Source organism: Rhizobium sp. CFBP 8762, from assembly GCF_014841565.1.
Taxonomy (GTDB): Bacteria; Pseudomonadota; Alphaproteobacteria; order Rhizobiales; family Rhizobiaceae; genus CFBP-8762.
Window position 1 is genome coordinate 628,658 of the sequence record NZ_JACYUD010000002.1, and the last position, 25,131, is coordinate 653,788.

The window sequence follows — 25,131 nt, forward strand, 5'->3', positions numbered from 1 at the left end:
CTTTATTAAATGTTTTATTGTTTATATATTAGATTTATTTTACTTTAATGGTTCAAGAGGCTGCAGCGTGTCGGCATCTCACTCTGTTTCCGTTTCGTGATGGCTTCTGTGACCGGCTAACGGGTCCATCTGCCATTCGCTCACAATGGTGATTGGTGAAGCGTGCGCCGGGCAACATCGAGAACGTGTTTGGTCAAGGATTTGAGATTGTCCGCCGCGATCCGGTTGATATGCCAGTATAGTGGGATGACGAGTGGACTGTCAGAGACGAGTTCTACCAGTCGGTCGCTTTCGAGATGCTCCTTGACCAGAGGTGCCGGATTCATGCCCCATCCCATTCCCCTCAGGCTGGCGTCTACGAAACTGTGCGTTGAGGGCAACCAATGCGTTGGAAGGTTGACAGCTCGTCCCATCGTTTGCGAAACCCACTGCGCTTGAAGTCGATCTTTCTGATTGAAGGTCAGACAGGGTGCTTGGGAAAGTGTCTCCGGCGTTACGCCTTCTGCAAAGTAACGCGCAACGAATGCAGGGCTGGCAACAGCGTAATACACCAGTGCGCCGAGTGAGAAGCGGCGGCATCCGGGAATGGATGTCGCCGAACCGCTGACCGCCGCAACAACCTTTCCGTTTTGGAGCCAGTCGGCGGTGTGCTCCTGATCATCGACCGAAAGGTTCAACAGGTAGCCCGATGAGGTCACGAAATCAGCCATGGGCTCCAGGAACCATGTTCCGAGACTGTCGGCGTTCGTTGCAATGCTAAGCGTAATCCGGTGCTGCACATCATCAATCTTGGCAGACGGCGGCAGCCTGTTGGCAAGATCGTGCTCCAATATACCGACATTTTCCATATGGCGACACAGCTGCTCGCCTATGTCTGTCGCCACGCACGGGCTGCCACGCACAATCAGCGCCGCACCGAAACGCTCCTCCAGTTGCTTGATCCTTTGCGACACAGCCGATGGCGTAACATTCAGGGCGACCGCCGCCCTGTCAAAGCTACCCGTTTGAGCCACAGCCACCAGTACACGGAGAGCCGAATAGTCGATCATGGATTAGCGCTGCTTAATTGCCTGTAGTCACTTTAAATAGCCTAATCTTCAAATTCCGTCTATCCGCCGTGCAACGTGATCAGCATCTTGGGTACAGACATGGACATGACGACTTACCTTACCGGAATGACGATGGGGCTGAGCCTGATTGTAGCAATCGGTGCACAGAATGCTTTTGTCTTACGGCAGGGGCTTCGTAATCAGTATGTGTTTGCCGTGTGCCTCACCTGCGCCCTTTCCGATGCCATTCTCATTATCATCGGCGTAACCAGTCTTGAGCGGATTGTCGGTCTTCTGCCGTTGCTCAATCCCGTCATGCGGTATGGCGGTGCAGCATTCCTGATCTGGTATGGTGGCAAAAGTGCCCTGTCTGCATTTCGGGGGTCCGGTGTTCTGGATGTCGCTGCTGACGCACCGGCCAGTTTCGCCGCAACATTCGCCACGTGTCTCGCGCTGACCTGGCTGAACCCGCATGTGTACCTTGATACGGTGGTGCTTCTTGGCACGATTTCCACACGCTTCCCCGGTCACCAGTTCGAGTTTGCAGCGGGCGCAGTGACAGGGTCGTTCCTGTTCTTTTTCTCGCTGGGCTATGGTGCAGTTCGCCTCAGACCGATCTTCTCCCGGCCATCGACATGGCGTGTTCTGGACGCAATCATTGCCTGCACCATGTGGGTGATTGCGTGGAAGCTGCTGAGCAGCGCTTGATTGCGTGAGTGCGCAGTCATCAACGACCCCGTCGTATGGGTGTCCAATCCGCCTTGACGCGAAGCCAGAAGCACGGTTTCAGTCCGTTCATCGTTTGAACGGAAAAGATGATGCCGACCAAGCAAAAGCAGCAGCCTGCCGAGGGCAATAGCAGTGCACCCACCATGGCCGATGTCGGGCGGATCGCTGGCGTCTCGGCCATGACGGTGTCGCGCGCCCTCAAAGGCAACGCCTACATTGCGAAAGGCACACTGGACCGGATTCTGGCAGCGGTCGATCAGCTCGGTTATGTGCTGGACCAGTCTGCGGGTAGCCTGTCATCACGGCGCACCGGGTTTATCGCCGCCATCGTGCCGTCCATCGATAATTCCAATTTTGCCGACACCGCACGCGGCATTACCGAAGCGCTTGCGCGCACAAATATGCAACTGTTGCTGGGATATTCCAACTATTCTGTCGAGCGGGAAGAGGAATTGATCGAATCCATGCTGCGGCGGCGACCGGAAGGCATCATCCTTACCGGCGGCCACCATACGCGAAAGGCAAGAGGAATGCTGTCAAATGCAGGCATTCCCGTCATCGAAACCTGGGACAGGCCGGAAAACCCGGTGGACGCCGTTGTCGGCTTTTCCAACGCTGATGCGATGGAAGCGCTGGTCGACAGCCTTGTGGAACAGGGATATTCGCGATTTGGTTTCATCAGTGGGTCCGAAACCTCCGACACCCGTGGCCAGCAGCGTCAGAGCGGCTTCAGCCGTGCGCTGTCGCGGCACGGGTTCAGCAGCGAACGCAGAGTGGCTGTCGAGGCCGTGCCCCTGCGCATGTCAGACGGCGGTACGGCAATCCGACAGTTGCTCAACCGCTTTCCCGATACCGATGTGGCGGTGTGTGTGTCGGATCTTGTTGCGTTCGGTGCCATTATGGAATGCAGAAGAATGGGGCTGAGTGTACCGCACGACATCGCCATCGCTGGTTTTGGGGACTACGAAATTGCGTCCGTGTCGGAACCCGGTATTACCACCGTCAACGTCGACAGCTACGGAATCGGCACACAGGCCGCAGGTCAAATGATCGCCATGCTCGATCATCGCGGGCATAGCGCAACGATTTCCACAAACTATCACGTACTGCTTCGCGGCAGCACGTGATCTGGTTTGTGTGTCAGAAACTGAGCTGAACCTTCATGGCGCGGCTGCGGTCGCCCGCGATTTCAAACGCTTTTACCGCGTCGGCAACGGGAAAGATTTCCGATAGAAGTGGAGAGAAATCGACGCGCTTCTGGTTGATCAGATCAACAGCGAGGCCAAATTCGTCGTGAAAACGGAACGTGCCCTTAATCTCGATTTCCTTGGCCACAATGGTGTTCTGCGGTAGTGATATCTCAGCCCCAAGGCCGAGCTGGACGAGAATGCCTCTGGGCTTCAGCACATCCAGTCCCGAGCGTATGGCACGCTCATTGCCTGAAGCCTCAAAATGCACGTCAAAAGTGCCCTTGTTCGCACTATAAACGTTCAGGGCATCCGGCTGCGAGACCACATTGATGGTACGGTCGGCACCGATCAAACCCGCCGTTTTCAAAACCGGGTCCATAACATCCGTGGCGACCACCTCGCGGGCACCATGCAGGCGTGCGGCGATAATGGCGAGCACGCCGATTGGCCCGCACCCCGTTACCAGCACGCGCTTGCCCTGGAGCGAACCGGCGCGAGACACGCCGTGCAGTGTCACCGCGAATGGCTCGGCGAAGGCGGCTTCGTTGATGGAAATATCCGTGTTGATCCTGTGGCACTGCGTGGCGTCAGCCACCAGCCGCTCACGAAACGCCCCCTGAATATGCGGCATGGGCATGGCGCTGCCGTAAAAACGCATGTTCAGGCAATGGTTCTGCTGCCCTTTCAGGCAATAGTCACAGTGGTTGCAGGGCCGGCTTGGCGATACAGCCACCCGGTCGCCAACAGCCAGATGGGACACCCCGCTTCCGAGCGCAACCACACGCCCGGCAACCTCATGACCGAGGATCATCGGTTCTCGAACGCGCACCGTGCCGAAGCCGCCGTGGTTGAAGTAATGGAGGTCGGACCCGCAGATCCCGCCTGCTTCCACCGCAATATCGACCTGTCCGGGACCAGCGGTGTCGATATCCCGCTCCTCGACGCGCAGATCCCTGGCAGAATGAATAACAACAGCTTTCATGACCCGTCCTCAGATAATCGGAGTTAGGAGAGGCTGACCGGCAAAGTGCGCCGCCAGATTATCGCGAACAAGCTTACCCATTGCCTTGCGCGTTTCCACCGTGCCGGACGCATGGTGTGGCTGCAACAGCACGTTTTCCAAAGCCAGGAAACGCGGGTTCAGGCGTGGTTCGCCCTCAAAAACGTCGAGTGCCGCCGATCCGAGCGAACCGGTTTGCAGCGCGTCTAGCAACGCGTCCTCATCGATGTTGGAGGCGCGGGAAATATTGATCAGCATGCCGTCCGGCCCAAGCGCGTCAATGACCGCTTTTGAAACAATATGGCGCGTGGCAGCAGATGCAGCAAGCGTCACAAACAGAAAATCGGAATGGCGTGCCAGCGCAACCGGATCGGCAAGATAGCTCATGCCTTCGGCATATTGCTTTTCCGATGTGTCGCTATAGGCAATATCCATATCGAAGCCCCGCAGCCGCTTGGCAACTTCAAAGCCGATACGGCCAAGTCCCAGCACGCCCGCCTTGCGGCCCCAGACCTTGCGCTTGAGGGGGTACAGACCTTTTGCCGCCCAACTCCCGTCCCTCACCCATCGCTCCGCCCCAATCATACCGCGAGAATGGCACAGCATCATGCCAACGCCGAGATCAGCGACGTCATTGGTCAACACATCCGGCGTATTGGTGACACGGATTGCGCGTTTGCGGCAGGCATCCAGGTCGACCGCATCGTAGCCGACGCCATAGACCGAAACGATTTGCAGATTGGGAAGCCGGTCGATCAGGTCTGCCGACGCGCCAAGTTCTCCGCGTGTGGCAATTGCCGTAACTTGCTTGGCCGCTCCGTCGATAAACGCATCGCGATCCGTCGCCTCATAGAGTTTTTTCACGTCGTAGCTCTTTTCGAGCTCAACCATGTCCCATTCAGGATAAGGTCCGATAACCAGAATTTGCTGCTTCATATCTCGCTCCCTGTCACTCGAGAGATTGCATATGTTATCGATAACATCTATGTCAATAACAACCATCAGAGCGCTGTTCAGATCGAACAGCGCTACAAGACGTTAAGAGGGTTTTCCATGGCGTTTCCATTATTCGATCTGACAGGCAAAACGGCGCTGATAACCGGTTCCAGCCAGGGAATCGGCTTTGCGCTCGCGCGCGGCCTTGCCGAGCACGGAGCCACCGTTATTCTCAACGGCCGTGATGAAGCCAAACTGGCGGCCGCGCAGAAGCAGCTTGCGGCTGATGGGATAACCGCCGACAGCGTTGCCTTCGATGCAACAAACCCACAGTCAGTCGCAGCCGGTATTGACAGGGTGGAAGTCGACATTGCGCCCATTGATATCCTCATCAACAATGCCGGCATGCAGCACCGCTCCCCGTTGGAGGAGTTTCCTGTCGACAAGTGGCAGCAGTTGCTGGCTACCAACATCTCTAGCGTTTTCTATGTGGGCCAGGCCGTTGCCCGGTATATGATTGCCCGCGGTGAGGGTAAGATCATCAACATCGCCTCTGTACAGAGTGAGCTTGCCCGTCCGGGCATCGCCCCCTACACGGCGACCAAAGGCGCTGTCAAAAATCTGACCAGGGGCATGTCAACCGACTGGGCAAAGCATGGCCTCCAGATTAACGCCATTGCGCCGGGCTACTTCAAGACCCCGCTTAATCAGGCACTGGTCGACAACCCGGAATTTTCCGGCTGGCTGGAAAAGCGCACGCCGGCTGCGCGCTGGGGCAATGTCGATGAGCTAGTGGGAGCAGCCGTTTTCCTGTCCGGCAAGGGTTCTTCCTTCGTGAACGGACACACGTTGTATGTCGATGGCGGCATTACCATCAGTCTTTAATCCGGAGTTGGTTGGGAGCATGCTCCCAACCTTTCGGGCGTAAACCCTACCCGCATGGGTATCACATATCAACAATCAGACCCTTGGCCGCCAGCACCGGCTCCAGTTTGCTGACGTCAACGACCGAACGCCCGGATTTGTAAGCCTCGATGAAAGCGGCCTCCGCATCCTCGCGGGCCTGAGAAAGCTTTGCCACCTCCGCGACCTCGTCGCGGCGCACGACCACCAGACCATCGGCATCGCCAACGATGACATCGCCCGGATGGATGATTTCTCCACCGACCATAAGAGTATCATTTGTTGTGCCGAGCGTTTCCTTGACCGTACCCTTGATGCAGACGCTGAGTGAAAAGACCGGAAAACCCAGATCCCGCAATTGCAGCGTGTCGCGCACGCCGGTATCCGTCACCAACCCGCCAATGCCCTTGGCAAGGCACGCATTGGCGAGAACATCGCCAAACGAACCCGCTTCCTCATATTCACCAGCCGAAACGACGATAATGTCGCCCGGTTTGGCGTAGTTGATGGCCAGTTGCAACATGATGTTGTCGCGCGGCGATGACTTCACCGTGAACGCTGGGCCACATAGTTTCATGCGGTAATCAACCGGCTTCAGACGCGACGACAACGCCCCGCGCCGCCCTTGCGCCTCATGAATAGTTGCGGGCGAGTAGCGCGCAAGCGCCGCTATATCCTCTTGCGAGGGGCGTTGCGGAATATCCTTGATATGTGTCATGCGGCCCTCCTGTAGGCCATGGTGATGCCGCACAGCGGCGGCACCGGCGCTGTTGGCAAAGTCAGATTTTACGGAATTACTGAGCGACGTTCAGGGAATGGGGTCGAATTTCAGCTCGGACAGCGGCACGACCTTGTCTGTGCGGGTCATCTTGTACTCGGTTGCCTGCCCGAGCCATTTGTCCCAGATGGTGTTGATCTCGCCATCGGCATCGAGCTTGCGCAAAACCTCGTTGATTTTCGTCGTCAGCGCCGGCTGGTCCTTCTGCATGCCAATGCCAATCGGCTGATACAACATCGGCTCTTCAATCATTCGCATTTCCTTGCCGCGAGACTTTGACTCGTTAACGAACTTGGTCGTCGTCATGGTATTGGCCACCATTCCGCGTGCCTTGCCCTGCTGAACGGCGAGATAGGCGGACGCCGTATCCTGAAACGTCAGCGGCTCGGATTTGTTGAGCTTGATCGACATTTCGGAGGTTGACCCCTTGGCCGACGCAATCCGCTGGCCGACATAATCTGCTTTAACCTTGCCTTCATCGGCTACCTTCACGATCAGCATTTCCTTGGCGAGATAATAGGGATCACTGAACTGGATCTGTTCGGCGCGGCTTTGAGTATAGGCCAGATTGGCAACCGTGATATCAACGCGTCCGAGCTTGACCTCTGGAACGCGGGCTTCAACGGAAACCGGCTTGACCTCTGCCGTCACACCCAACTCTCGAGCGATAGCGTGGCAGAGATCAACATCGAACCCCACCATCTCCCGGGTCTTCGGGTCCGGGGCTGAAAACGGCGGCACATCAGCAAACGTTGCGCAGCGCAATGTCTTTGCCGACAGGATATCGGCAAGCTGGTCTGCCTTGGCGGGCGAGACCACAGCCGCGCTGGCCATCACCGATGCAAGAGTTACAAATTTCCAGTTCATATGCTGTTCTCCATTGTTATTGTGTGAGGAAGGCAGTCAGTGTCGCAGATCAGCGAGGAAACGTTGCGCGCGCGGATGCCGCGGATTTTGAAAGAAATCCTCTGGAGGCGCGCTTTCCAGAATTTCACCCTTGTCGATGAACCAGATCCGATCCGCGACATCGCGCGCAAAGCCCATTTCATGGGTCACACACAGCATCGTCATGCCGTCGGCCGCCAGACTTTTCATGACGCTCAGAACCTCGCCGACCATCTCCGGGTCCAGCGCACTGGTTGGCTCATCAAACAGCATGACGGGCGGCTCCATGGCCAGTGCACGCGCGATTGCCACGCGCTGCTGCTGACCACCGGATAGCTGGCCTGGATAGGCATTTGCTTTCTCCGCAAGGCCGACACGGTCCAGAAGTTTCAGCGCAGTGTCATGGGCCTGATCCACGGGAAGGCCCCTCACCCGGATTGGCGACATGGACACATTGTCCACCACGGAAAGATGGGGGAACAGATTGAAGCTCTGAAAAACAAAGCCGATGCGGCTGCGCAGCGTGTTCAAATCCCGTGCGCGCATGGGCGTATGGATATCATGCCCCTCGAACGTGATAGCGCCACTGCTGATTTCTTCCAACCGGTTGACGGTGCGGATCAGCGTGGACTTGCCGGAGCCGGAAGGCCCGCAGATGACGACAACCTCGCCCCGGGCAACCTCGGCAGTGATGTTCCTGAGCACCCGATAATCGCCGTAGCTTTTGCAAACATCCGTTATGCGAATGGCAGGGGCGGCGTGCGGTTCAGATATGGAGGTGCTCATAGCTGCTCCCGAATGGTGATAAGAGGGGCGGCGTCGTCACGCAGGCGCGCATTGCGCGGCCCGGCGCGCCGGCGAGTGATGCGCCGCTCGATTGTGTTGGCGGCAAACGTCAGGCTCCAGCAAATGATGTAGTAGACCACTGCCAGAATAAGGAACACCTGAAAGGGCTGGGTAAGCAACTGATTGTTGACCTGGCTGGCGGCAAATGTCAGGTCCGGCACGTTGATAACGTAGCCCAGCGTCGTGTCCTTGATGGTTGAAACGAACGTGGAAATCATGCTGGGAATCATGTTGTACAACGCCTGCGGCAAGATGACGAAGCGCATCGCCCCCATATAGCCATGGCCGAGCGCCCGCGCCGCATCCATTTGTCCCTGCCCCAGCGATACGATACCGGCGCGAACGACTTCACTTAAGAACGCCCCCTGATAAACAACCAGCGTGACCAGCATGATGAAAAAGCTTGGAACGTCCGCACCGGTCCATAACGGGATTACGAAATAACACCAGAGGATCAGCATCAGCAGCGGTACGCCGCGGGTCACGTAAACAAGACCTGTTACAGGCCAGCGGAGCAGACGCCATTTGGAAAGTCGGGCCAGTGCCATCAGAATGCTGATCGGAAATGCCAGCCCAATCGCCAGCACCGACAGGATGATGGTATTGGCGAGGCCACCCAATGGACCGTTCGGATACTGCCCGATCAGCAGCAGCAACCAGTAGTCCTGAATGATGGTGACGAAATCCCGGATCATGCGCGCGCCCTCCGGGCGGGGTCTGCCCGCATCGACAGGTATGCGCCGATCGCCATGATGATGAGCGAAAAGAAGAGATAGGTGACCGTGCCAATCGTGTAGATCTCAAAAGTTCGGAAGCTGAGGTTTTCGACTTCCTTGATCGCATGGGTCAGTTCCGGCGCACCGATCACAATCGCGAGGCTGCTGTTTTTGAAAAGCGAAACACTGTGATTGATCAGTGGTGGCATCGCATTGCGAACCCCCTGCGGCATGATCACGAAACGCATGGCCGATGCATAGCCGTGGCCGAGCGCCTGCGCTGCCTCCATCTGACCCGTGCCAACCGAGCGAAGCCCGGACCGCAGGTCTTCGCTGAAATAAGCTGCCTGACACAGGCCTAGGCCGATGACGGCAAAAACCACTTCGGCATTATGGTTTGCCAGCCAGTCCGATACCCCCTGCGGCATCAGGGTGAAAATGCCGAAATACCACAGCATCAGTTGCACGAGTGTGGGAACATTGCGGTGGTAGGAGACATAGGCGGCGACAATCCGTTCTCCCATACGAAACGGAGAGACCCGCAAGGCAAGAAGCAGGATAGCCAGTGTCATCGCCCACAGCCATGAGCCGAAGAAGATGACAAAGGTCATCTGAATGCCGTGCAGAAGCATCGACATATAGTCCGGATTGGAAAGGATCGCCGAAAGATCGAACCCGCTCACCGCTTTGCCCTTTCCGCACTGCTTTCGGCGGCGGTAGTTTGAGGCTTGGCAGTTTGAAGACCGCCCATGACCTGGAGAGTTGGCGTTATTTCCATATGACCAATATTCACCGCGATTGGCGCAGCGATGACATAGGCAACGGCGTCGGCAATGTCGGACGCTTGCGGCAGTTCGTACCCGTCAATAAACCGTTCGGCGATAGAGGGATCGTTGCCATGGACATGGTAGAAGATATCGGTCGCGACGCGCCCCGGGCAAATTTCGGTTACCCGCACCCGCTTGCCGAACGTATCGATACGCAGTTGGCTGGACAACATGGCAACGCCGGCCTTGACGGCGTGATAGGTCGAATTGCCCGCAAAATTGTAGTTACCCGCAATGGACGAGATATTGATGACATGCCCGCGGTCGCGCGCCGCCATGCCGGGTACGACCATGCGGCAGAGGTGAAGCACCGCGCGCAGGTTGACATCAATCAGCAGATCGATATCGCCGTTTTCCGCTTCAAGAAATTTTTTCGGTCTATCGACACCGGCATTGTTGACGAGCACATCGAACGCCACCCGGTCCGTCAGGTCCGCCAGCGCATTGCGATCGGTTACATCGATCACGTGGGCGATGCAGCCGGTACGCGCCGCAAGCGCCTGCAATGGCTCGGCGCTGCGCGCTATCGCATGGACCTCCAGCCCTTCGCGGCACAGTCTTTCGACGATCGCTGCACCAATTCCCGATGAGGCACCAGTCACCAGAGCAGTCTTGTATTTGGAAAATGGCATATTATTCCCCTTTGTTAAGACAAGAGTAGCGAAGCTTTTTTGACTTGCCTAAGACCGATTATTTTTGGGCTAATAAGCAACCGTTATGGAGATGACCAGCGCCCGTGCCGACAGGCTTTGCGCAAACCTGCATGCGCCCGACCGCTGCCCCCGCATGGAAACTCTCGGTTGCAATCACGTGCGCGCGCTGTAAACATGGCCCGGAATGAACAGGTAGATTTGCCCGCCCATGGATACCAGACGTTTCAAATCCTTTATCGTCATTGTCGACAGCGGCAGCATTACCCGCGCAGCCGATATACTCCATGTGGCTCAGCCAGCGTTGAGCCAGCAACTGGCCGCCCTTGAAGAGCACTTCGGGCAAAAACTTTTGATCCGCAGCCAGCAGGGCGTTACCATGACCGATGCAGGCCAAGCGGTGTACCGGCACGCGCAGATCATTTTACGGCAGATGGAGCAAGCGCGGGCAGACGTCTCGGCTGCCGGAAACTCGCTGGCGGGGCGTGTCTCCGTCGGTCTGGTTCCGTTCAGCAGTGCAGCCACGCTGTCGGTTGATCTTCTTGCTGAAACGCGCAAGCGGCATCCTGGAATTCTGTTGCATCTGACCGAGAGCGTGGGACAGACCTATAGCCAGATGATCATGAACGGCCGATTAGAAATGGCACTTATTCATGGAACAGGTCCGATCAAGGGGGTCCGGTTCGAGCCGCTTTTGAAGGAAGAGTTTTATCTCGTCGCCCATCGCGAGTTTGGGATCAAGGCCGACGATGCGGCCCTTCCGATTTCAGCACTGGATGGAGTCCCCATGCTCATGCCGCCCGCCTACAATTTTGTCCGAAGGGCTGTCGATACCGCCTTTTCGCGCAGCAAGATCAGCTTGAAAGTTGTCGCGGAGGTCGAAATTGTGCGCACGCTCGGCCGGTCGGTCGATCAGGGGCTGGGTGCCACGATCATGCCGAAGGCTATTGCCGACCGGCTGATGGGCGAGTCGCGTGAACCTTTGGTCTGCCGCCTGATCTCACCACGGCTGGAGGAGACACTGTCTCTCTGCGTATCAGACCAGACGCGATTGTCCGAACCCGCGTCCGCCGTGAAAGACATTCTTACAGAACTCGCGAGCCGATTGCAGGCGTAACGCTATCTTAGTTTACTTCAAGTCTTTGCAGAATTGCGCTATGCGGTTGCAGCCCTCCTCCAGCATGTCCATGCTTGTTGCGTAGGATATGCGGAAATAAGGGCTCATCCCGTAGGCCGCGCCCTGCACGGTTGCGACATGGTGCTCATCAATAAGGCCCATGACGAAGTCCACGTCCGTTTCGATCTTGCGACCGCCCTTGCTGGTTTTGCCGATCAGGTCCGAAATGTTGGGGAAGAGGTAAAACGCACCTTCCGGTTTGTGGGCACGCAACCCATTGATTTCTTTAAGTCTTTCAAGAACGTAATCGCGGCGAGACTTGTAGATGGACGACCGTTCCTTGAGCAGGTCCTGTGGTCCATTGAGCGCGGCCACCGCCGCCGCCTGGCTCAGTGTGGAGGTGCCGCCGCTGTTCTGGCCGTTGACATTGCTGATGGCGGCAATGAGATCTTTTGGCCCACCGCAGTAACCAAGCCGCCAGCCGGTCATGGCATAGGCTTTTGAAACGCCGTTCATGGTCAGGACGCGGTCGTAAAGACGCGGCTCCACCTCGGCGATGGTGCAGAACTCGAAATCGTCATAGACAAGGTGCTCGTATATATCGTCCGTCAGAATCCAGACATCCGGGTACCGCAGCATGACCTCTGCAATCTCCGCCATGTCCGCACGCGAGCACGCCGCACCTGTCGGGTTATTGGGAAAATTGAGAAACAGCCATTTCGTGCGTTGCGTCATTGCCGCTTCAAGATCTGCGGCTCGCAATTTGAACCCCGTGCTTTCGGGGCACGGCACGGATACGGGAATGCCGCCAGCAAACTTTACGATGTCGGCATAACTCACCCATGAGGGTGCCGGGATCACCACCTCATCACCTGGGTTGCAGGTTGCCAGAACCGCATTGAAAATGACCTGTTTACCGCCGCCGGACACAACAATCTGATTGGCCTCATACTCAAGATTGTTGTCGCGCTTGAACTTGGCGATGATGGCGGCCTTCATCGCTGGCGTTCCGTCCATCGTCGGATATTTGGTATCACCGGCAAGAGCAGCCGCGTAAGCGGCTTCGGTAGCGTGGGTGGGCGTCCGAAAATCCGGTTCACCCGATGACATGCTGACCACTTTGATGCCCTTAGCAGCCAGTTCTCGTGCGCGTTGCGTCATGGCGGCAGAGGCGGATATGGATACGTTCTTCAATCGATCGGCAACTGTACGCATGGTCTTGTCTTTCCGTGGATATGGGTTTGTTCGGTTGTGCTAAGGACGTCAGCCCACGACGGCAGACGCAGGCGCAAGCGTGCCACCGGTAGCCTCAATCTCGCTGCGGACAGTTCGTGCCAGTTCGACAGAGCCAGGCGTGTCGCTATGAACGAGGATCGACTGTGCAGGCATGGGAATGGTTGCGCCGTCCAGCGTGGTCACGGTGCCGCTCAGCAGGAACTGGCGCACGCGTGCACGCACCGCGTCCTCCTCCTTGATCAAGGCACCCGGCAGCCCCCGGGCAACCAGACGGCCCTGCCCGTCATAGGCGCGGTCGGCTAGAAACAGCAGCAACGTCTTCAACGAAGCGCGTTTGGCCGCGCGTTCGATCTCACTGTCCGGCATGGCCAGAATGATAAGCTGTGGATCGACGGTGCGGATGGCATCCATCATCATATCCGCCAGCTTTGGGTCCCTGTTGACCATATTTCCCATGGCGGCATGAAAGCTGAAGTGCTGAACACGCTGGCCTTCACTGGCCGCAATGGCGCCAAGCGCACCCAGTTGATAGAGCATTTGCTGACGCAGTTCGTCCAACTGGTAAGGTATCTCGCGTCGGCCAAATCCAGCCCGGTCGGGAAGCCCTGGATGAGCGCCGATGCCAACACCGTTCGCCTTGGCAAGGCGTACCATGCGCGCCATCGTATCGGGATCGCCGCCATGAAACCCGCAGGCAATATTGGCGGATGACACGATTGTCATCATCGCTTCGTCATCACACAGACGGTAAGGCCCAAAGCCTTCGCCCATGTCAGAATTCAGATCGATTTTCACCCGTTCCTCCCATCAATTCTCTCAGGCATTGTCTGCACGTTTCGCTTGCTGTCAGGCCAGGGCCATCAAGGCACGCTTGACCATTCCCGACGTTCTGCGGACGTCTTCGACGAAACCATTCATCGCCTTCTCAATCGCCACTGCCTCTGCGTGCGAGGATTGAACGAAGCGTATCGTGCTACCAATGCGTGCCTGCCCCAGCCGCCACAGATCGGGTTCAATGACACCGGCAATTTTTGGATAGCCGCCTGCGGTATTGGCATCAGCCATCTGGATGATCGGCTGACCGGCGGGTGGCACCTGCACAACACCGGGCACGATACCGTGAGAGCGCATTTCAACGGGCGTCACCGGCCTGATCGGTTCACCACTCAGACGGTAACCGGTGCGGTCGCTCTGCGGTGAAAGTTTCCACGTCTGATTCCAGAACCGTTCAGCATCTGCGCCAAAAAGACCGTGCTCACCGGCTGGAATAGCGCGCACCAACAGCGCTCCATCCGGTGCGACCGGAAAGACATCCGCCAGCATCACCGCCGGTTCAACCATGGCAAGACCGCACGGGGGAATATCCCCGGCCCGGTTCGCCAGCCCAAGCGCAAGCCGATCCCCAACGGCAAGAAAGCGGCCCCCATTGCCGCCGAAGCCACCGCGCAAGGATGTGCTGCACGAGCCCATCACGGCGGCAACATCCACGCCACCTGCCAGGCAGACATAGGCTCTTGCCCCGTGGCGCGGGTGTGCAGTGTCCAGCACCTGTCCTGCGTCAGCGGTTGCGGCGCACCACGGCAAAACCGTCTGTCCATCCAGCGTGGCTTCGCAGTCCACACCGGTAATGACAAAGGCCGTGGAGGCCGAGAACCGAAGCTGAAAGGGAAAAGTTTGAACCTCGATGGCCGCCGAACCGCCATCGTTGCCCAGCAAAGCATTGCCGAGTTTCAGTGCAAACGGGTCCATGGCACCACTTGCGGTTACGCCGATATGGCGAAACCCGGGGCGTCCCAAATCCTGAACCGTGTTGAAGGGGCTGGTTCGGGTAATCTCGATCATAGGTCTACGCTCGCGGCAACGAAACGCACGGTATCACCCGGTGCCATGATGGCTGGAGTGTCCGACAGCGGATCAAACATCTGCAGTTCAGCAAAACCAATCGAGTTCCAACCATTCGGCCCGGTCAGAACAGCAATTCCGGTCTGCATGCCGCCAATCGTTACGCAGCCTCGTGCCATATGAAGCGAGGGCACGGTCTTGCGTGGCATGTAAATGCGCTGGTCAAGGCCGTGCAAATAGCCAAACCCCGGTGCGCTTCCCAAAGCAAAAACCCGGTAGATACCTTCGGAATGGATGCGCACCACGTCCCGGTCCGAAAGGCCGGAATAGTTACACAGCGCCGCCAGATCGGTTGCGTGTTCACCGCCATATTGTACGGCGATTTCAATTGTTCTACCCACAATATCGATGGGCTCAGCCCGATCCCAGGCATCCAGCAGTCGCCGGACCACCGCTTCCGGGTCCTCCGGCGTGTGGCGCAACACAATCAGCAGATTGGTCATGCCAGGCACGATTTCCGCCTTGTCCTCCCACGCTGCGATAGTGTGCGACAAGGCCCAGATACGGCGCTGCGCGGCGAGGTCAAATTCCCCTGTCGTTTCCAGCAGAAAGGCTTTGGAGCCAATCGGCGCAACCCGCGCTCCATTGCGGTCCAGCATCACCAGCGGTGTATCGGTCTTGCCAACCAAGACATTCATCATTGTGAGGTGATCTCCGCTATCGGATCGCCGAAACCGACAATCGTTTCATGGTCCACAAGGTACCGGTGAACGCAGGCAGCCGTTTCGGTCTTGACCGGCAACAGCATCGGGCCGACCCGCAGAAATCCGAGGGTGTCGGCGGGACGTTTGCGTGTCTGGCAGCCCGGCACGGCGGGTAGATCGCACAGGAACTGCCCAGCCATGGGTGCTTTTACAATTTTAGCTTGAAACGTATCTGACACAGACACGGTGTGGGCAGGCGCAGTCCCACTTATGACGATCCGCAGGCTCTGGCCGGGTCGGGTGATCTCCAGACCATCGACACCAGCCGCTTCCAGTGCGGCGGTCAGTGTTTCTATCGTGGCCGGCGCGCTGAGATCCATCTTGCTCATGCCGCACTCCGGTTTTTCAGCCATGTTTCGAGGTAGTGAATATCGGTCTCGCCGTCTGCAAAGGCCTCGTCCTGGAACAGGTCACGCAGCAGCGGAATGGTGGTCGCCACCCCCTCAACCTCGAAACCTGCAAGCGCCCTGCGCATGCGGGCCATCGCCTCTCTTCGGTCCGGTCCGTGTACAATCAACTTGGCAATCAGAGAGTCGTAATAGGGCGATACCTTGTAGCCGACCTCAATATGCGTATCGACGCGCACCCCGGGGCCGCTGGGCAACTCCAGAGCCGTAATCACCCCGGCCGACGGCATGAAGGTCAAAGGATCTTCCGCGTTGATGCGGCATTCCATCGAATGGCCCTCGCAGACAATAGCGTCCTGCGCCATCGGTAAGACATCTCCCCGCGCAATACCAATTTGCTGGCACACGATATCGACACCACTGGTCATTTCCGTCACCGGATGCTCGACCTGCAGTCGCGTGTTCATCTCGATGAAATAAAAGGCACCGTCCTCAAACAGGAATTCGAACGTTCCGACACCCCGATAGCCGATCTGGCGGCAGGCCTGAACGCAGGCTGCGCCCACCGGCGCAATCAAGGAACTGGAGATGCCGGGCGCTGGCGCTTCCTCAACAACCTTCTGGTGGCGGCGCTGCATGGAGCAATCGCGATGCCCGAGCCACACGGCATTGCCATGAATATCACACAGAACCTGAATTTCGATGTGACGCGGATGCTGGAGAAATTTCTCCATATAAAGTGCAGGCGAACCAAAAGCTTTGCGCGCCTCCTCACGCGTCAGCGCGACTGCCTCTATAAGGCTCGCCTCATCGGGCACCACACGCATACCGCGGCCTCCACCGCCGCCTGCTGCCTTGATGATCACGGGATAACCGATTTTTGAGGCGATCTGCCGGATTTGATCAACCTCGCCCGGCAGTTCGCAGTCTGGCCCGGGCACGCAAGGAACGCCCGCGGCCACCATGGCGCTTTTGGCAGCGATTTTGTCCCCCATCGTGGCGATGGACGTGGCATCCGGCCCGATGAAAATGAGCCCCGCGTCTTCAGTGGCCGCTGAAAACCCGGCTCTCTCGGATAAAAAGCCATAGCCGGGATGGATGGCATCGGCTCCGGTCAGCCGTGCTGCCAGCAGGATCGCGTCCTGGTTCAGATAACTTTTCGACGCAGCGGCCGGTCCAATACACACAGACTGGTCCGCACTTTTGACATAGGCGGCGTCCCGGTCTGCTTGCGAGCATACGACGACTGTTTTGAGGCCCATGTTCCGGCACGCTCGCATGATCCGAAGCGCAATTTCCCCGCGATTGGCAATAAGCACCGTTTGCAAATTTCGCGTCGTTTGCATCATTCAATCTCCGCCAGCATGTCCCCGGCAGCCACGTCCGAGCCGTTGACATCGGTCAGGCGAAGAATTCGCCCGGCGCATGGCGACGTGACCGTATTGAAGACTTTCATGGCCTCGATGATAAACAGGGTCTGCCCCTCCACCACATGATCGCCTGCCGCAACGAAGGGCGGATCACCGGGGGCTGGAGAGGTATGAAGAATGCCGAAGACGGGCGCAGTTACAACAAGGCCCGCTTGCGGCTTCGCCGCTTCCGTTTGCCGAACCTCTGATAAGTTCTGGCCACCAACACCGATATCGGGGAAGGCAGCTCTGCCGGGTCTGTTTCGAAAGATACGAACGGTCGTTTCGTTCTCGGAAACCGCCAATTCGGTGACTTGCGATCTGCCGACGAAATCAATGAGTGTTTTTATTTTCGACAGATCCATTCCACGGTCCACACGGCTGTGTGAGCTGTATCTGACTGATCAATGGGCGACGCTCACAGGACCCCGTGCTACCATAGCAAATGGGATAATGGGGTCAGACGAAGTTTTGATGGACTGGATGAAAGGCGCTCGTTACCGGCAGGTTTCTGATGCGTTCAGTAAGTCCATTAAACGTTTCCTAACAAAACATCGCGAAGCTTATCCAACGGTCCCTCAAGAGCGGTGCGCGGCAAAACCAGTCGGGACGGTAGCATGTGGATTTCAGGCTTACCCGCGGCATTATCAATCAGTTCAAAGGCGGTACGTACAATTCCTTCCACATCCTGACGCATCATGAGCACCGGAAACGGTAGAAACGAGCCAAACGGATCATAATCATAACAACCAACAACAATATCGGCGAAGACCTCATGGGGATAACCCGCCATAAAGCGCAAAAGGCCCTCGAAGTTGATTGAAGAATTGATGAACATTGCGCGTGGAAGGCGCCCCGTTTTGTTGAAAAAGCGCTCGTAGGCCAGTCGTGCAGTCTCTGGCGAATACCCGGTGGGTTGAACAGCGTCGTCCAGACTTCCGCCGAGCAATTCAAGTTTGATGTCCCTGAAACCTCGAATGCGCTCGCGGCTGGCGTGGTCGTTGCGGCCACCGAACAGGCACAGGTCGTCTGCTGACAGTGGATTATCAGCTGGAAACTGCTCGATAATCGCTTTGGTCAATACACGGCTGCCCTCATAATTGTCACTAATGACAGAATGAGCCTTCGTGCCCGGAAGATCGATATTGATGTGTCGCAGACCAGCAGCCTTGCACACGTCATGAACCCCATCCGGATCAGTGGCCCCGCAGATGAACAACTGATCTATAGAGTAGGAGATGAGCGTTTCTGCGGTGCGCCGCTCTTCATCTGGATCGCGGGTGGTACTCACCACAATAGGGCACTGGCCGCGCTCGCGCACATACGCTTCAAATGTTTGCGCCATCGATGAGAAATAACGGTTGTCGTAGACAGGCAACATCAGGCCCACAAGACCCGAGCGGGAACTGCGAAGTCCCTGCGCCTGCCGGTTGGCGGTATAGTTGTGTTCCTCCGCCAATGCACGGATGAGGCTGGCCGTGCTTTCCTTGATCCGTCGCTTTCGCCATGTGCCGTTCAAAACCGCGCTGACGGTCGAGGCTGAAATGCCTGAGAGAACGGATAGATCGTAAATTGTTGCTTTTTTCTTGCTGTCATTTGCCATTGTCATCTCCGTCGCTTCCCATATCGAAAAATTAGGCTTGACGATAGAATAGAACTCGGTAATATTCATTGCACCATCGATTGTGCAGTCTTGAAATATCGATTGTGCAGCTGGGTTCCTGTTCCGGGGATGGAGACAGGAGGGAGTTGGATACCTGCGGGGCTAGATTGCCCGCGGGCATGGGAGGAGAATCATGAAAAAGTTTCTAGTGGCTGCACTTGCAGCATCGCTGTCGCTGGCGACGGCAACTGTGCTTTATGCGCAGGAGAAGGGCAAGGTTGGCGTTGTGGTCAAGATTGGCGGCATTCCATGGTTCAACGCCATGGAGGCTGGCATTCTCGAACAGGGCAAAAAGCTTGGAGTCGATGCTACGATGATTGGCCCGACAAGTGCCGACCCCGCGCTCCAAGTGCGTGCCATCGAGGATTTAATCGCGCAGGGCGTAAAGGTTATCGGTGTCGTTCCCAACGATTCCAAAGTGCTTGAGCCAGTACTCACCAAGGCTCGCGACAACGGCATCATCGTGATCACCCATGAGTCACCCAATCAGAAAGGTGCAGATTGGGATTTCGAACTGGCGTCCGCAACCGGATTTGGCGAGGCCCACGGGAAACTGCTGGCTGAAAAGATGGGCGGCAAGGGGGAATATGCAGTCTTTGTTGGCTCACTCACTGTCCCCCTTCATAATGCGTGGGCCGACGCAGCAATTGCCTACATTCAGAAAAACCACCCCGACATGAAGCTTGTGGGCGACCGATACGGCGTTGCGGAGGATGTTGACAAAAGCCGCTCAACCGCACTGGATCTGATCTCAGCCAATCCAGGCCTGAAAGGATTTCTTGCTTTCGGCAGTCAGGGACCGATTGGCGCAGGCCGCGCAGTGCAGGAACGCCGCAAGGTCGGTGAGATTTTCGTACTCGGACCATTTTCGCCCGGGCAGGGCCAGAAGCTGGTGAAAGCGGATGCTATTTCCGGCGGTTTCATGTGGAATCCAAAACAGGCTGGAGAGGTGTTCGTCACATTGGCGGACAAGCTGATGAAGGGCGAACAACCGAAGGATGGCGAGGAGGTCGAAGGCTTGGGCGTCATCCGCCCGGACTTTGAAAACCGCAACATTATCGTTGATCAGCTGGTATCCATCAACAAAGACACCGTCGCGGACCTCGCCGCGCTTGGGCTGTAAGCCTTACTGTCTTCTCGCGGTAGATCGGTGTCCGTGACTTAGGCCCGATCTACCTCCTCTTCCACAGACTGGCGGGATATCCATGGCCCTGACCGACCACACGCTGGACAGCGTGCGACCCTTGCTGTCGCTACAAAATATCAACATCAGTTTTGGTGGTGTGCAGGCACTGAAGAATGTTTCGTTCGACGTGCTGCCGGGCGAGGTCCATTGCCTTGCCGGTGAAAACGGCTCCGGCAAAAGCACGCTGATCAAGATCATTACTGGGGTCTATCAGCCCGCCGGAGGTGCCAGCATCAGTTTCGACGGACAGAGTTACGACCATATGTCGCCGGTTGTGGCGCAGTCCAAGGGCATTCAGGTCATCTGGCAGGATCTCGCGTTGTTCCCGGAAATGACAGTTGCTGAGAATATCGCGTTCCAAACGGTTCTGGGGCGCTGGCCCCGCCTGGTCAACTATCGCCATATGCGTGAACTGGCAATACAGGCGCTGGATCGTCTGGGTGTGCTGCTGGATGTGGACGCACCCTTGAAATCATTCCCGATTGCCCAACGGCAGATCGTAGCCATCGCACGGGCGCTGGTCGGCGAAGCAAAAGTTGTTTTCATGGATGAGCCGACGGCGTCGCTCACGCAGTCGGAAACCGACCACTTGCTGAACATCGTCCGAACCCTATCCGGCAGAGGTGTGGCCGTTGTCTTCGTCAGCCACCGGCTCGCCGAAGTGTTGGATATATCCAGTCGCCTGACTGTTCTGCGCGATGGTGGACTGGTGGGCGTATACCCCACCGCCGGAATGACGCAATCTCGCATCACGGAACTGATGACCGGAAAGACCTTTGACAATCATGTGCGCGCTGCTGATCGCACCACCGGTTCAAAGGTGCTCAAAGTGGACGGGCTGACCCGCCGGGGCGAATTTGATAGCGTATCGTTTACGGTGCGCGAAGGCGAGACGCTTGGTATTATCGGACTGCTAGGGGCAGGCCGTACCGAACTGGCCTTGACGCTTTTTGGCATGTCGAAGCCTGATTCAGGTGCGATAACGCTGAATGGTCACAGCGTTCAATTTCAGTCCAACCGCGCCGCCATCGATGCCGGAATAGCGTATCTGTCCGAGGATCGATTGTCGCTCGGGCTGATCCAGCCGCAGTCTATTGCCGATAATCTGGTGATTTCATCCCTGCACAAAATCCAGAAGAATGGCGTTTTGTCCGATAGTAGAAAACAGCAACTGGTGGCAGGCTGGATCGCCGAACTGGGTGTGAAGATCGGCCAACAAGGTGACGCGATTTCAACGCTATCGGGTGGGAACCAGCAACGTGTTGCCATCGCAAAATGGCTGGCAACGGACCCAAAACTGCTCATTCTCGACGCGCCGACGGTTGGCGTCGATGTTGGCGCGCGGGCGGGTATTTTCGACATTGTCGCAAAACTGGCGGACGCCGGTCTCGCAATCATCCTCATCTCGGACGAGGTGCCGGAAGTCTATTTCAACGCTGACCGGGTCTTGCATATGGCTCAAGGCCAAATCGTCGGCACATTCGATCCGCGCTCATGTACACTTCAGGATATAGAGGCTGCCGTCTATGCGTAGGTTCATTCGTACCCATGGAACAGAAAGCGCGCTTTTCGGCGTGATCCTGATCATTTCGATCTTTCTATCTTTCTCCACGGACAACTTCTTTTCATTTGGCAACGGTTTCGACCTACTCAACATCAGCTCGGTCAATATTATTTTTGCCGTAGGGCTGCTGGTCGTCCTGATTGCGGGTGGGATTGATATCTCCTTTGCCGTCGGTGCTTCCGTTGTTCAATATGTGAGTGTTCTGGCACTCGGTACCCTTGGCGGGGGCGGCTGGGTTTCCGGCTTGATGATCGCCGGCGCGCTGGGCATTGCGCTGGGGATGTTGAACGCGTTTCTCATCGAGCGCTTTCGCATCATTTCGATCGTGGTCACGATCGCTACCTTCAATATCTATTTCGGTCTGTTGATGTTCTTTACGAAGGGCGTATCGATCTACGATTTGCCGGAGTGGCTCACGACCCGCGTGGTGCTGTTTGAACATCAGTTAACCGACGGAAGCTGGATTGAGATCACGCTGCCTGTTCTGGTGATGCTGGTGTGCGTCGTGGCAACATGGGCATTCATCACGCACACCACGGTGGGACGCCAGCTTTATGCGTTCGGGGATAATCCCGAAGGGGCAAGGCGGTTTGGTATCAATGTCCACGCCATGCAGTTTATTGCCTTCGGATGGCTTGGCCTGATGTCCGGGATCGGTGGATTGATGCAAGCGCATTACGCGCAGGAAGTGGTGCCGAACGCGCTCTACGGGCGCGAGTTGGATGTGCTGGCGGCGGTTGTTTTGGGCGGTGCACGCCTTGGCGGGGGCAAAGGCTCGGTGCTTGGCTGCGTTCTGGGCGTTTTGCTGATTTCCATCACGCAAAATGGTCTCAACCTGATGGGTGTTTCACCGTTCGCTTTCAAGATGATTATCGGCGCCATTATTCTGATTGCAATCACACTATCCAACGCACCGCTGGAGCGGATGATGCGCAGGGAGGGGCGTGGCAAATGACCAGATTTGTTGAACTGTTTCAAAACCGTTTGGGTCGGGAACTGGCGGGGCCCCTGCTTGCGCTTCTGGCCGTGCTTGTGATTTTTGGTCTCTCATCACCGCAGTTTTTCAGCCAGGCGACGTTCGGTTCCGTTGCTTTTCAGCTTCCGGAGCTTGGATTGCTGACCCTCGCCATGCTTTTCCCGCTACTGACAGGGGGACTCAATCTGGCGATTACTTTCACCGCCAATTTTGCCGGGCTGACACTGGCATGGGCCCTGAAATCTCAAGGCGGTCTGGACGCAGGCCCGGCAGCCATGGTTCTGGGATGCATACTTGCCATCGGCGCGGGCGCAGCGACAGGCTTGGTCATGGGTCTTGTTCTGGCCTACACGCGGGCACATCCTATTTTAGTCTCGCTGTCGATGATGATTTTCATCCGTGGCCTCGGTGAATTTCTGACACGGGGTGGGGATATCTCCGGTTTCCCCGATTTTATTCGTCCGCTGGGGCATGGTTCACTTCTTGGAATTCCTGTTCCACTGATCCTGTTGATCGCGTGCGTTGCGCTCTGGCATTTTCTGCTGATGCGCACCAAGCTGGGCTTCAACACCTATATGGTTGGCTCCAATATCGAGGCGGTACGCTACTCGGGCATCAATACCCGAAAGGTTATCATCCTCGTTTACACCCTGTCGGGCGCCATGAGCGCGGTCGCAGGTATCATCATGCTCGCGCGTTTCAATTCCGTGCGGGTTGGGCATGGCGAGTCTTATCTGCTTATTACCGTTCTGGCCTGCTTCTTGGGCGGCATCAATCCATTTGGCGGGTTTGGGCGGGTCCTGCCGGTCTTCGTGGCCCTAGTGGTCCTTCAGCTTCTGTCATCAGGGCTGAACCTTTTGGGCGCGAACCAGCATCTGGCCACCGCCGTCTGGGGTCTGCTGCTGGTCGGCATCATGATCCTGCGTTGGGTCGCCTCTCAATACAAATCTATCAACACATCAAAAGGATAAGACAATGGAAGGTTTTGGCGTACATACCAGCATGTGGACCATGAACTGGGACCGGGAAGGAGCAGAACGGGCGGTCGCGGCGGCTGTAAAATACAGCGTTGATTTCATTGAAATTCCCATGCTCAACCCACCGGCGATCGACACGGCTCACACCCGGTCTCTTCTGGAGAAAAACAATCTTCGCGCGGTTTGCTCTCTCGGCCTGCCGGAACGCGCCTGGGCGTCGGTGCGTCCGGACGTCGCCATCGACTATCTTGCCCTTGCCATCGACAAGACGGCCGATCTTGGGGGCGAAGCGTTGTCGGGCGTGATCTACGGCGGCATTGGTGAGCGAACCGGCGTTCCCCCTACCGAGGCTGAATACGACAATGTTGCGCGCGTGCTACAGGCCGCAGCCAAACACGCAAGATCACGGGGGCTGGAACTCGGCGTGGAAGCCGTCAACCGTTATGAAAACCATCTGATCAATACAGGCCAGCAAGCCGTGGACATGATCGAGCGTGTTGGAGCAGACAACGTCTTCGTTCACCTCGATACCTACCACATGAACATCGAGGAAAAAGGTGCGGCCAACGGCATTCTGGCCGCACGGGATCACATCAAATACATTCATTTGTCGGAAAGCGACAGGGGAACACCGGGCTACGGCACCTGTGACTGGGACGAGATTTTTGCAACTCTGGCCGCAATCGGCTTCAAGGGCGGGCTGGCTATGGAAAGCTTCATCAACATGCCGCCCGAACTGGCATACGGTCTTTCCGTTTGGCGACCAGTCGCCCGGGACGAGGAAGAGGTTATGGGCAATGGTCTGCCATTCCTGCGCAACAAAGCCCGGCAGTATGGCTTGATTTGAAACTGTCGGCGCGGCCTTTGACCCATCGGCGGAGTCCCAGTCAACCGGGAAGGTGAGCATGAGTTCCATTGTCGTGACGCTGGATCAACTGGCACAAGACGTGCTGTCTCGTTTCAAAGGTCAGCGCCTGCTGGTGGGCATTGCCGGTCCACCTGGCAGCGGCAAGTCAACCTTGGCCGATAAACTGGCCGATGGCACCAACAGGATCCATTCGTCTCTCGCTGCTGTGCTGCCGATGGATGGTTATCATTACGATGATCAGGTTCTGAGCGCTCTGTCCTTGTTACCGCGCAAAGGCGCGCCCGAAACCTTCGATACCGGCGGACTTCGACACATGCTCAACCGTCTGCACCGCAATGATGAGCCAACCATCGCGGTTCCGGTTTTTGACAGATCGATTGAAATTGCGCGGGCTGGTGCTCGGTTGATCCCGCGCGAAACTGGAATCGTCATTGTTGAAGGCAACTATCTGCTTCTCAATCGTCCGGGCTGGCACGCAATTCCTGATGCTTTTGCTGTAACGGCGATGATCGAGACCCAGCCGATGGACCTGCGCCAACGTCTGCTTGAGCGATGGCGACACTACGGTCTCTCGCCGGATGAGATTGACTGCAAGTTGAACGACAACGATCTGCCCAACGGGCAGGTCGTCATCAACGAGAGTGTTGAACCGATGTTTGTCATCCGGAACTGA

27 protein-coding genes are annotated in these 25,131 nt (G+C 56.9%); 10 read left to right on the forward strand and 17 right to left on the reverse strand.

Going from position 1 to position 25,131, the window contains the following annotated elements; genetic code table 11:
* Window positions 1-140: 140 nt before the first annotated feature.
* Window positions 141-1,049, reverse strand: a complete 909-nt coding sequence (locus tag IFT84_RS08040) for a LysR family transcriptional regulator ArgP (protein WP_192118133.1) — start codon at window positions 1,047-1,049, stop codon at window positions 141-143.
* A 99-nt stretch (window positions 1,050-1,148) separates the two neighbouring features.
* Between IFT84_RS08040 and IFT84_RS08045 the strand changes: the two genes are divergently transcribed.
* Both IFT84_RS08045 and IFT84_RS08050 read left to right on the forward strand, forming a co-directional pair.
* Complete coding sequence (locus IFT84_RS08045; RefSeq protein ID WP_192118134.1) at window positions 1,149-1,757, forward strand: LysE/ArgO family amino acid transporter; 609 nt, start codon at window positions 1,149-1,151, stop codon at window positions 1,755-1,757.
* A gap of 110 nt (window positions 1,758-1,867) precedes the next feature.
* On the forward strand, window positions 1,868-2,905 hold the full coding sequence (locus tag IFT84_RS08050) for a LacI family DNA-binding transcriptional regulator (RefSeq protein WP_244651134.1): 1,038 nt from the start codon (window positions 1,868-1,870) through the stop codon (window positions 2,903-2,905).
* A gap of 13 nt (window positions 2,906-2,918) precedes the next feature.
* Here the strand turns inward: IFT84_RS08050 and IFT84_RS08055 are convergent, their stop codons facing one another.
* Together IFT84_RS08055 and IFT84_RS08060 are read right to left on the reverse strand one after the other, a co-directional pair.
* Window positions 2,919-3,950 (reverse strand): L-idonate 5-dehydrogenase, encoded by a 1,032-nt coding sequence (locus IFT84_RS08055; RefSeq protein ID WP_192118136.1) that lies wholly within the window; start codon window positions 3,948-3,950, stop codon window positions 2,919-2,921.
* A gap of 9 nt (window positions 3,951-3,959) precedes the next feature.
* Window positions 3,960-4,904: a 2-hydroxyacid dehydrogenase gene (locus IFT84_RS08060; RefSeq protein WP_192118137.1), complete on the reverse strand. Its 945-nt coding sequence runs from the start codon at window positions 4,902-4,904 to the stop codon at window positions 3,960-3,962.
* A 117-nt stretch (window positions 4,905-5,021) separates the two neighbouring features.
* Here IFT84_RS08060 and IFT84_RS08065 point away from each other — a divergent pair, with 117 nt between their 5' ends.
* Window positions 5,022-5,789 (forward strand): SDR family oxidoreductase, encoded by a 768-nt coding sequence (locus tag IFT84_RS08065; RefSeq protein ID WP_192118138.1) that lies wholly within the window; start codon window positions 5,022-5,024, stop codon window positions 5,787-5,789.
* A 61-nt stretch (window positions 5,790-5,850) separates the two neighbouring features.
* On the opposite strand, the gene IFT84_RS08070 is transcribed toward IFT84_RS08065, so the two are convergent.
* From IFT84_RS08070 to IFT84_RS08095, 6 genes are all read right to left on the reverse strand, one after another.
* Window positions 5,851-6,525, reverse strand: a complete 675-nt coding sequence (locus IFT84_RS08070; RefSeq protein ID WP_192118139.1) for a 4-carboxy-4-hydroxy-2-oxoadipate aldolase/oxaloacetate decarboxylase — start codon at window positions 6,523-6,525, stop codon at window positions 5,851-5,853.
* Window positions 6,526-6,615: 90 nt separating this feature from the next.
* Complete coding sequence (locus IFT84_RS08075; protein ID WP_192118140.1) at window positions 6,616-7,452, reverse strand: ABC transporter substrate-binding protein; 837 nt, start codon at window positions 7,450-7,452, stop codon at window positions 6,616-6,618.
* A gap of 36 nt (window positions 7,453-7,488) precedes the next feature.
* Window positions 7,489-8,256 carry an amino acid ABC transporter ATP-binding protein gene (locus tag IFT84_RS08080; protein ID WP_192118141.1) on the reverse strand — a complete coding sequence of 256 codons (768 nt, stop codon included), beginning with the start codon at window positions 8,254-8,256 and terminating at the stop codon, window positions 7,489-7,491.
* A complete protein-coding gene (locus IFT84_RS08085; RefSeq protein ID WP_192118142.1) occupies window positions 8,253-9,011 on the reverse strand; it encodes an amino acid ABC transporter permease in 759 nt (252 codons plus the stop codon). Before IFT84_RS08085 ends, IFT84_RS08080 begins: the two co-directional genes overlap by 4 nt.
* Complete coding sequence (locus tag IFT84_RS08090) at window positions 9,008-9,715, reverse strand: ABC transporter permease subunit (RefSeq protein WP_192118143.1); 708 nt, start codon at window positions 9,713-9,715, stop codon at window positions 9,008-9,010. Before IFT84_RS08090 ends, IFT84_RS08085 begins: the two co-directional genes overlap by 4 nt.
* Window positions 9,712-10,491 (reverse strand): SDR family oxidoreductase, encoded by a 780-nt coding sequence (locus IFT84_RS08095; protein WP_192118144.1) that lies wholly within the window; start codon window positions 10,489-10,491, stop codon window positions 9,712-9,714. The genes IFT84_RS08090 and IFT84_RS08095 overlap by 4 nt, the downstream gene beginning before the upstream one ends.
* 229 nt (window positions 10,492-10,720) lie before the next feature.
* Between IFT84_RS08095 and nac the strand changes: the two genes are divergently transcribed.
* Window positions 10,721-11,626 carry a nitrogen assimilation transcriptional regulator NAC gene (gene nac / locus IFT84_RS08100; protein ID WP_192118145.1) on the forward strand — a complete coding sequence of 302 codons (906 nt, stop codon included), beginning with the start codon at window positions 10,721-10,723 and terminating at the stop codon, window positions 11,624-11,626.
* A gap of 12 nt (window positions 11,627-11,638) precedes the next feature.
* Here the strand turns inward: nac and IFT84_RS08105 are convergent, their stop codons facing one another.
* The 8 genes from IFT84_RS08105 to IFT84_RS08140 all read right to left on the reverse strand — a co-directional run bounded on the left by IFT84_RS08105 (window position 11,639) and on the right by IFT84_RS08140 (window position 18,827).
* On the reverse strand, window positions 11,639-12,841 hold the full coding sequence (locus tag IFT84_RS08105) for a pyridoxal phosphate-dependent aminotransferase (protein ID WP_192118146.1): 1,203 nt from the start codon (window positions 12,839-12,841) through the stop codon (window positions 11,639-11,641).
* 48 nt (window positions 12,842-12,889) lie between these two features.
* A complete protein-coding gene (locus IFT84_RS08110; protein WP_192118147.1) occupies window positions 12,890-13,657 on the reverse strand; it encodes a 5-oxoprolinase subunit PxpA in 768 nt (255 codons plus the stop codon).
* A gap of 51 nt (window positions 13,658-13,708) precedes the next feature.
* The gene (locus IFT84_RS08115) at window positions 13,709-14,704 is read right to left on the reverse strand and encodes a 5-oxoprolinase subunit C family protein (protein WP_192118148.1); all 996 of its coding nucleotides are present in this window, start codon (window positions 14,702-14,704) and stop codon (window positions 13,709-13,711) included.
* Entirely contained in the window at window positions 14,701-15,405 is a 705-nt protein-coding gene (gene pxpB, locus IFT84_RS08120) for a 5-oxoprolinase subunit PxpB (protein WP_192118149.1), read from the reverse strand. The genes IFT84_RS08115 and pxpB overlap by 4 nt, the downstream gene beginning before the upstream one ends.
* Window positions 15,402-15,797: an acetyl-CoA carboxylase gene (locus tag IFT84_RS08125; RefSeq protein ID WP_192118150.1), complete on the reverse strand. Its 396-nt coding sequence runs from the start codon at window positions 15,795-15,797 to the stop codon at window positions 15,402-15,404. Before IFT84_RS08125 ends, pxpB begins: the two co-directional genes overlap by 4 nt.
* The gene (gene accC, locus IFT84_RS08130; RefSeq protein WP_192118151.1) at window positions 15,794-17,164 is read right to left on the reverse strand and encodes an acetyl-CoA carboxylase biotin carboxylase subunit; all 1,371 of its coding nucleotides are present in this window, start codon (window positions 17,162-17,164) and stop codon (window positions 15,794-15,796) included. The genes IFT84_RS08125 and accC overlap by 4 nt, the downstream gene beginning before the upstream one ends.
* On the reverse strand, window positions 17,161-17,589 hold the full coding sequence (locus IFT84_RS08135; RefSeq protein ID WP_192118152.1) for an acetyl-CoA carboxylase biotin carboxyl carrier protein: 429 nt from the start codon (window positions 17,587-17,589) through the stop codon (window positions 17,161-17,163). The genes accC and IFT84_RS08135 overlap by 4 nt, the downstream gene beginning before the upstream one ends.
* 167 nt (window positions 17,590-17,756) lie before the next feature.
* On the reverse strand, window positions 17,757-18,827 hold the full coding sequence (locus tag IFT84_RS08140; protein WP_192118363.1) for a substrate-binding domain-containing protein: 1,071 nt from the start codon (window positions 18,825-18,827) through the stop codon (window positions 17,757-17,759).
* A gap of 193 nt (window positions 18,828-19,020) precedes the next feature.
* Here IFT84_RS08140 and IFT84_RS08145 point away from each other — a divergent pair, with 193 nt between their 5' ends.
* The 6 genes from IFT84_RS08145 (at window position 19,021) to IFT84_RS08170 (ending at window position 25,131) form a co-directional block, all read left to right on the forward strand.
* On the forward strand, window positions 19,021-20,010 hold the full coding sequence (locus tag IFT84_RS08145) for an autoinducer 2 ABC transporter substrate-binding protein (protein WP_192118153.1): 990 nt from the start codon (window positions 19,021-19,023) through the stop codon (window positions 20,008-20,010).
* Window positions 20,011-20,092: 82 nt separating this feature from the next.
* Window positions 20,093-21,607: a sugar ABC transporter ATP-binding protein gene (locus IFT84_RS08150; RefSeq protein ID WP_192118154.1), complete on the forward strand. Its 1,515-nt coding sequence runs from the start codon at window positions 20,093-20,095 to the stop codon at window positions 21,605-21,607.
* Window positions 21,600-22,592, forward strand: coding sequence for an ABC transporter permease (locus tag IFT84_RS08155; protein ID WP_192118155.1), 993 nt, complete (start codon window positions 21,600-21,602; stop codon window positions 22,590-22,592). The genes IFT84_RS08150 and IFT84_RS08155 overlap by 8 nt, the downstream gene beginning before the upstream one ends.
* On the forward strand, window positions 22,589-23,584 hold the full coding sequence (locus IFT84_RS08160) for an ABC transporter permease (RefSeq protein ID WP_192118156.1): 996 nt from the start codon (window positions 22,589-22,591) through the stop codon (window positions 23,582-23,584). The genes IFT84_RS08155 and IFT84_RS08160 overlap by 4 nt, the downstream gene beginning before the upstream one ends.
* Window positions 23,585-23,588: 4 nt before the next feature.
* Window positions 23,589-24,437 (forward strand): sugar phosphate isomerase/epimerase family protein, encoded by an 849-nt coding sequence (locus IFT84_RS08165; RefSeq protein WP_192118157.1) that lies wholly within the window; start codon window positions 23,589-23,591, stop codon window positions 24,435-24,437.
* Window positions 24,438-24,495: 58 nt separating this feature from the next.
* Window positions 24,496-25,131 carry a nucleoside/nucleotide kinase family protein gene (locus IFT84_RS08170; protein ID WP_192118158.1) on the forward strand — a complete coding sequence of 212 codons (636 nt, stop codon included), beginning with the start codon at window positions 24,496-24,498 and terminating at the stop codon, window positions 25,129-25,131.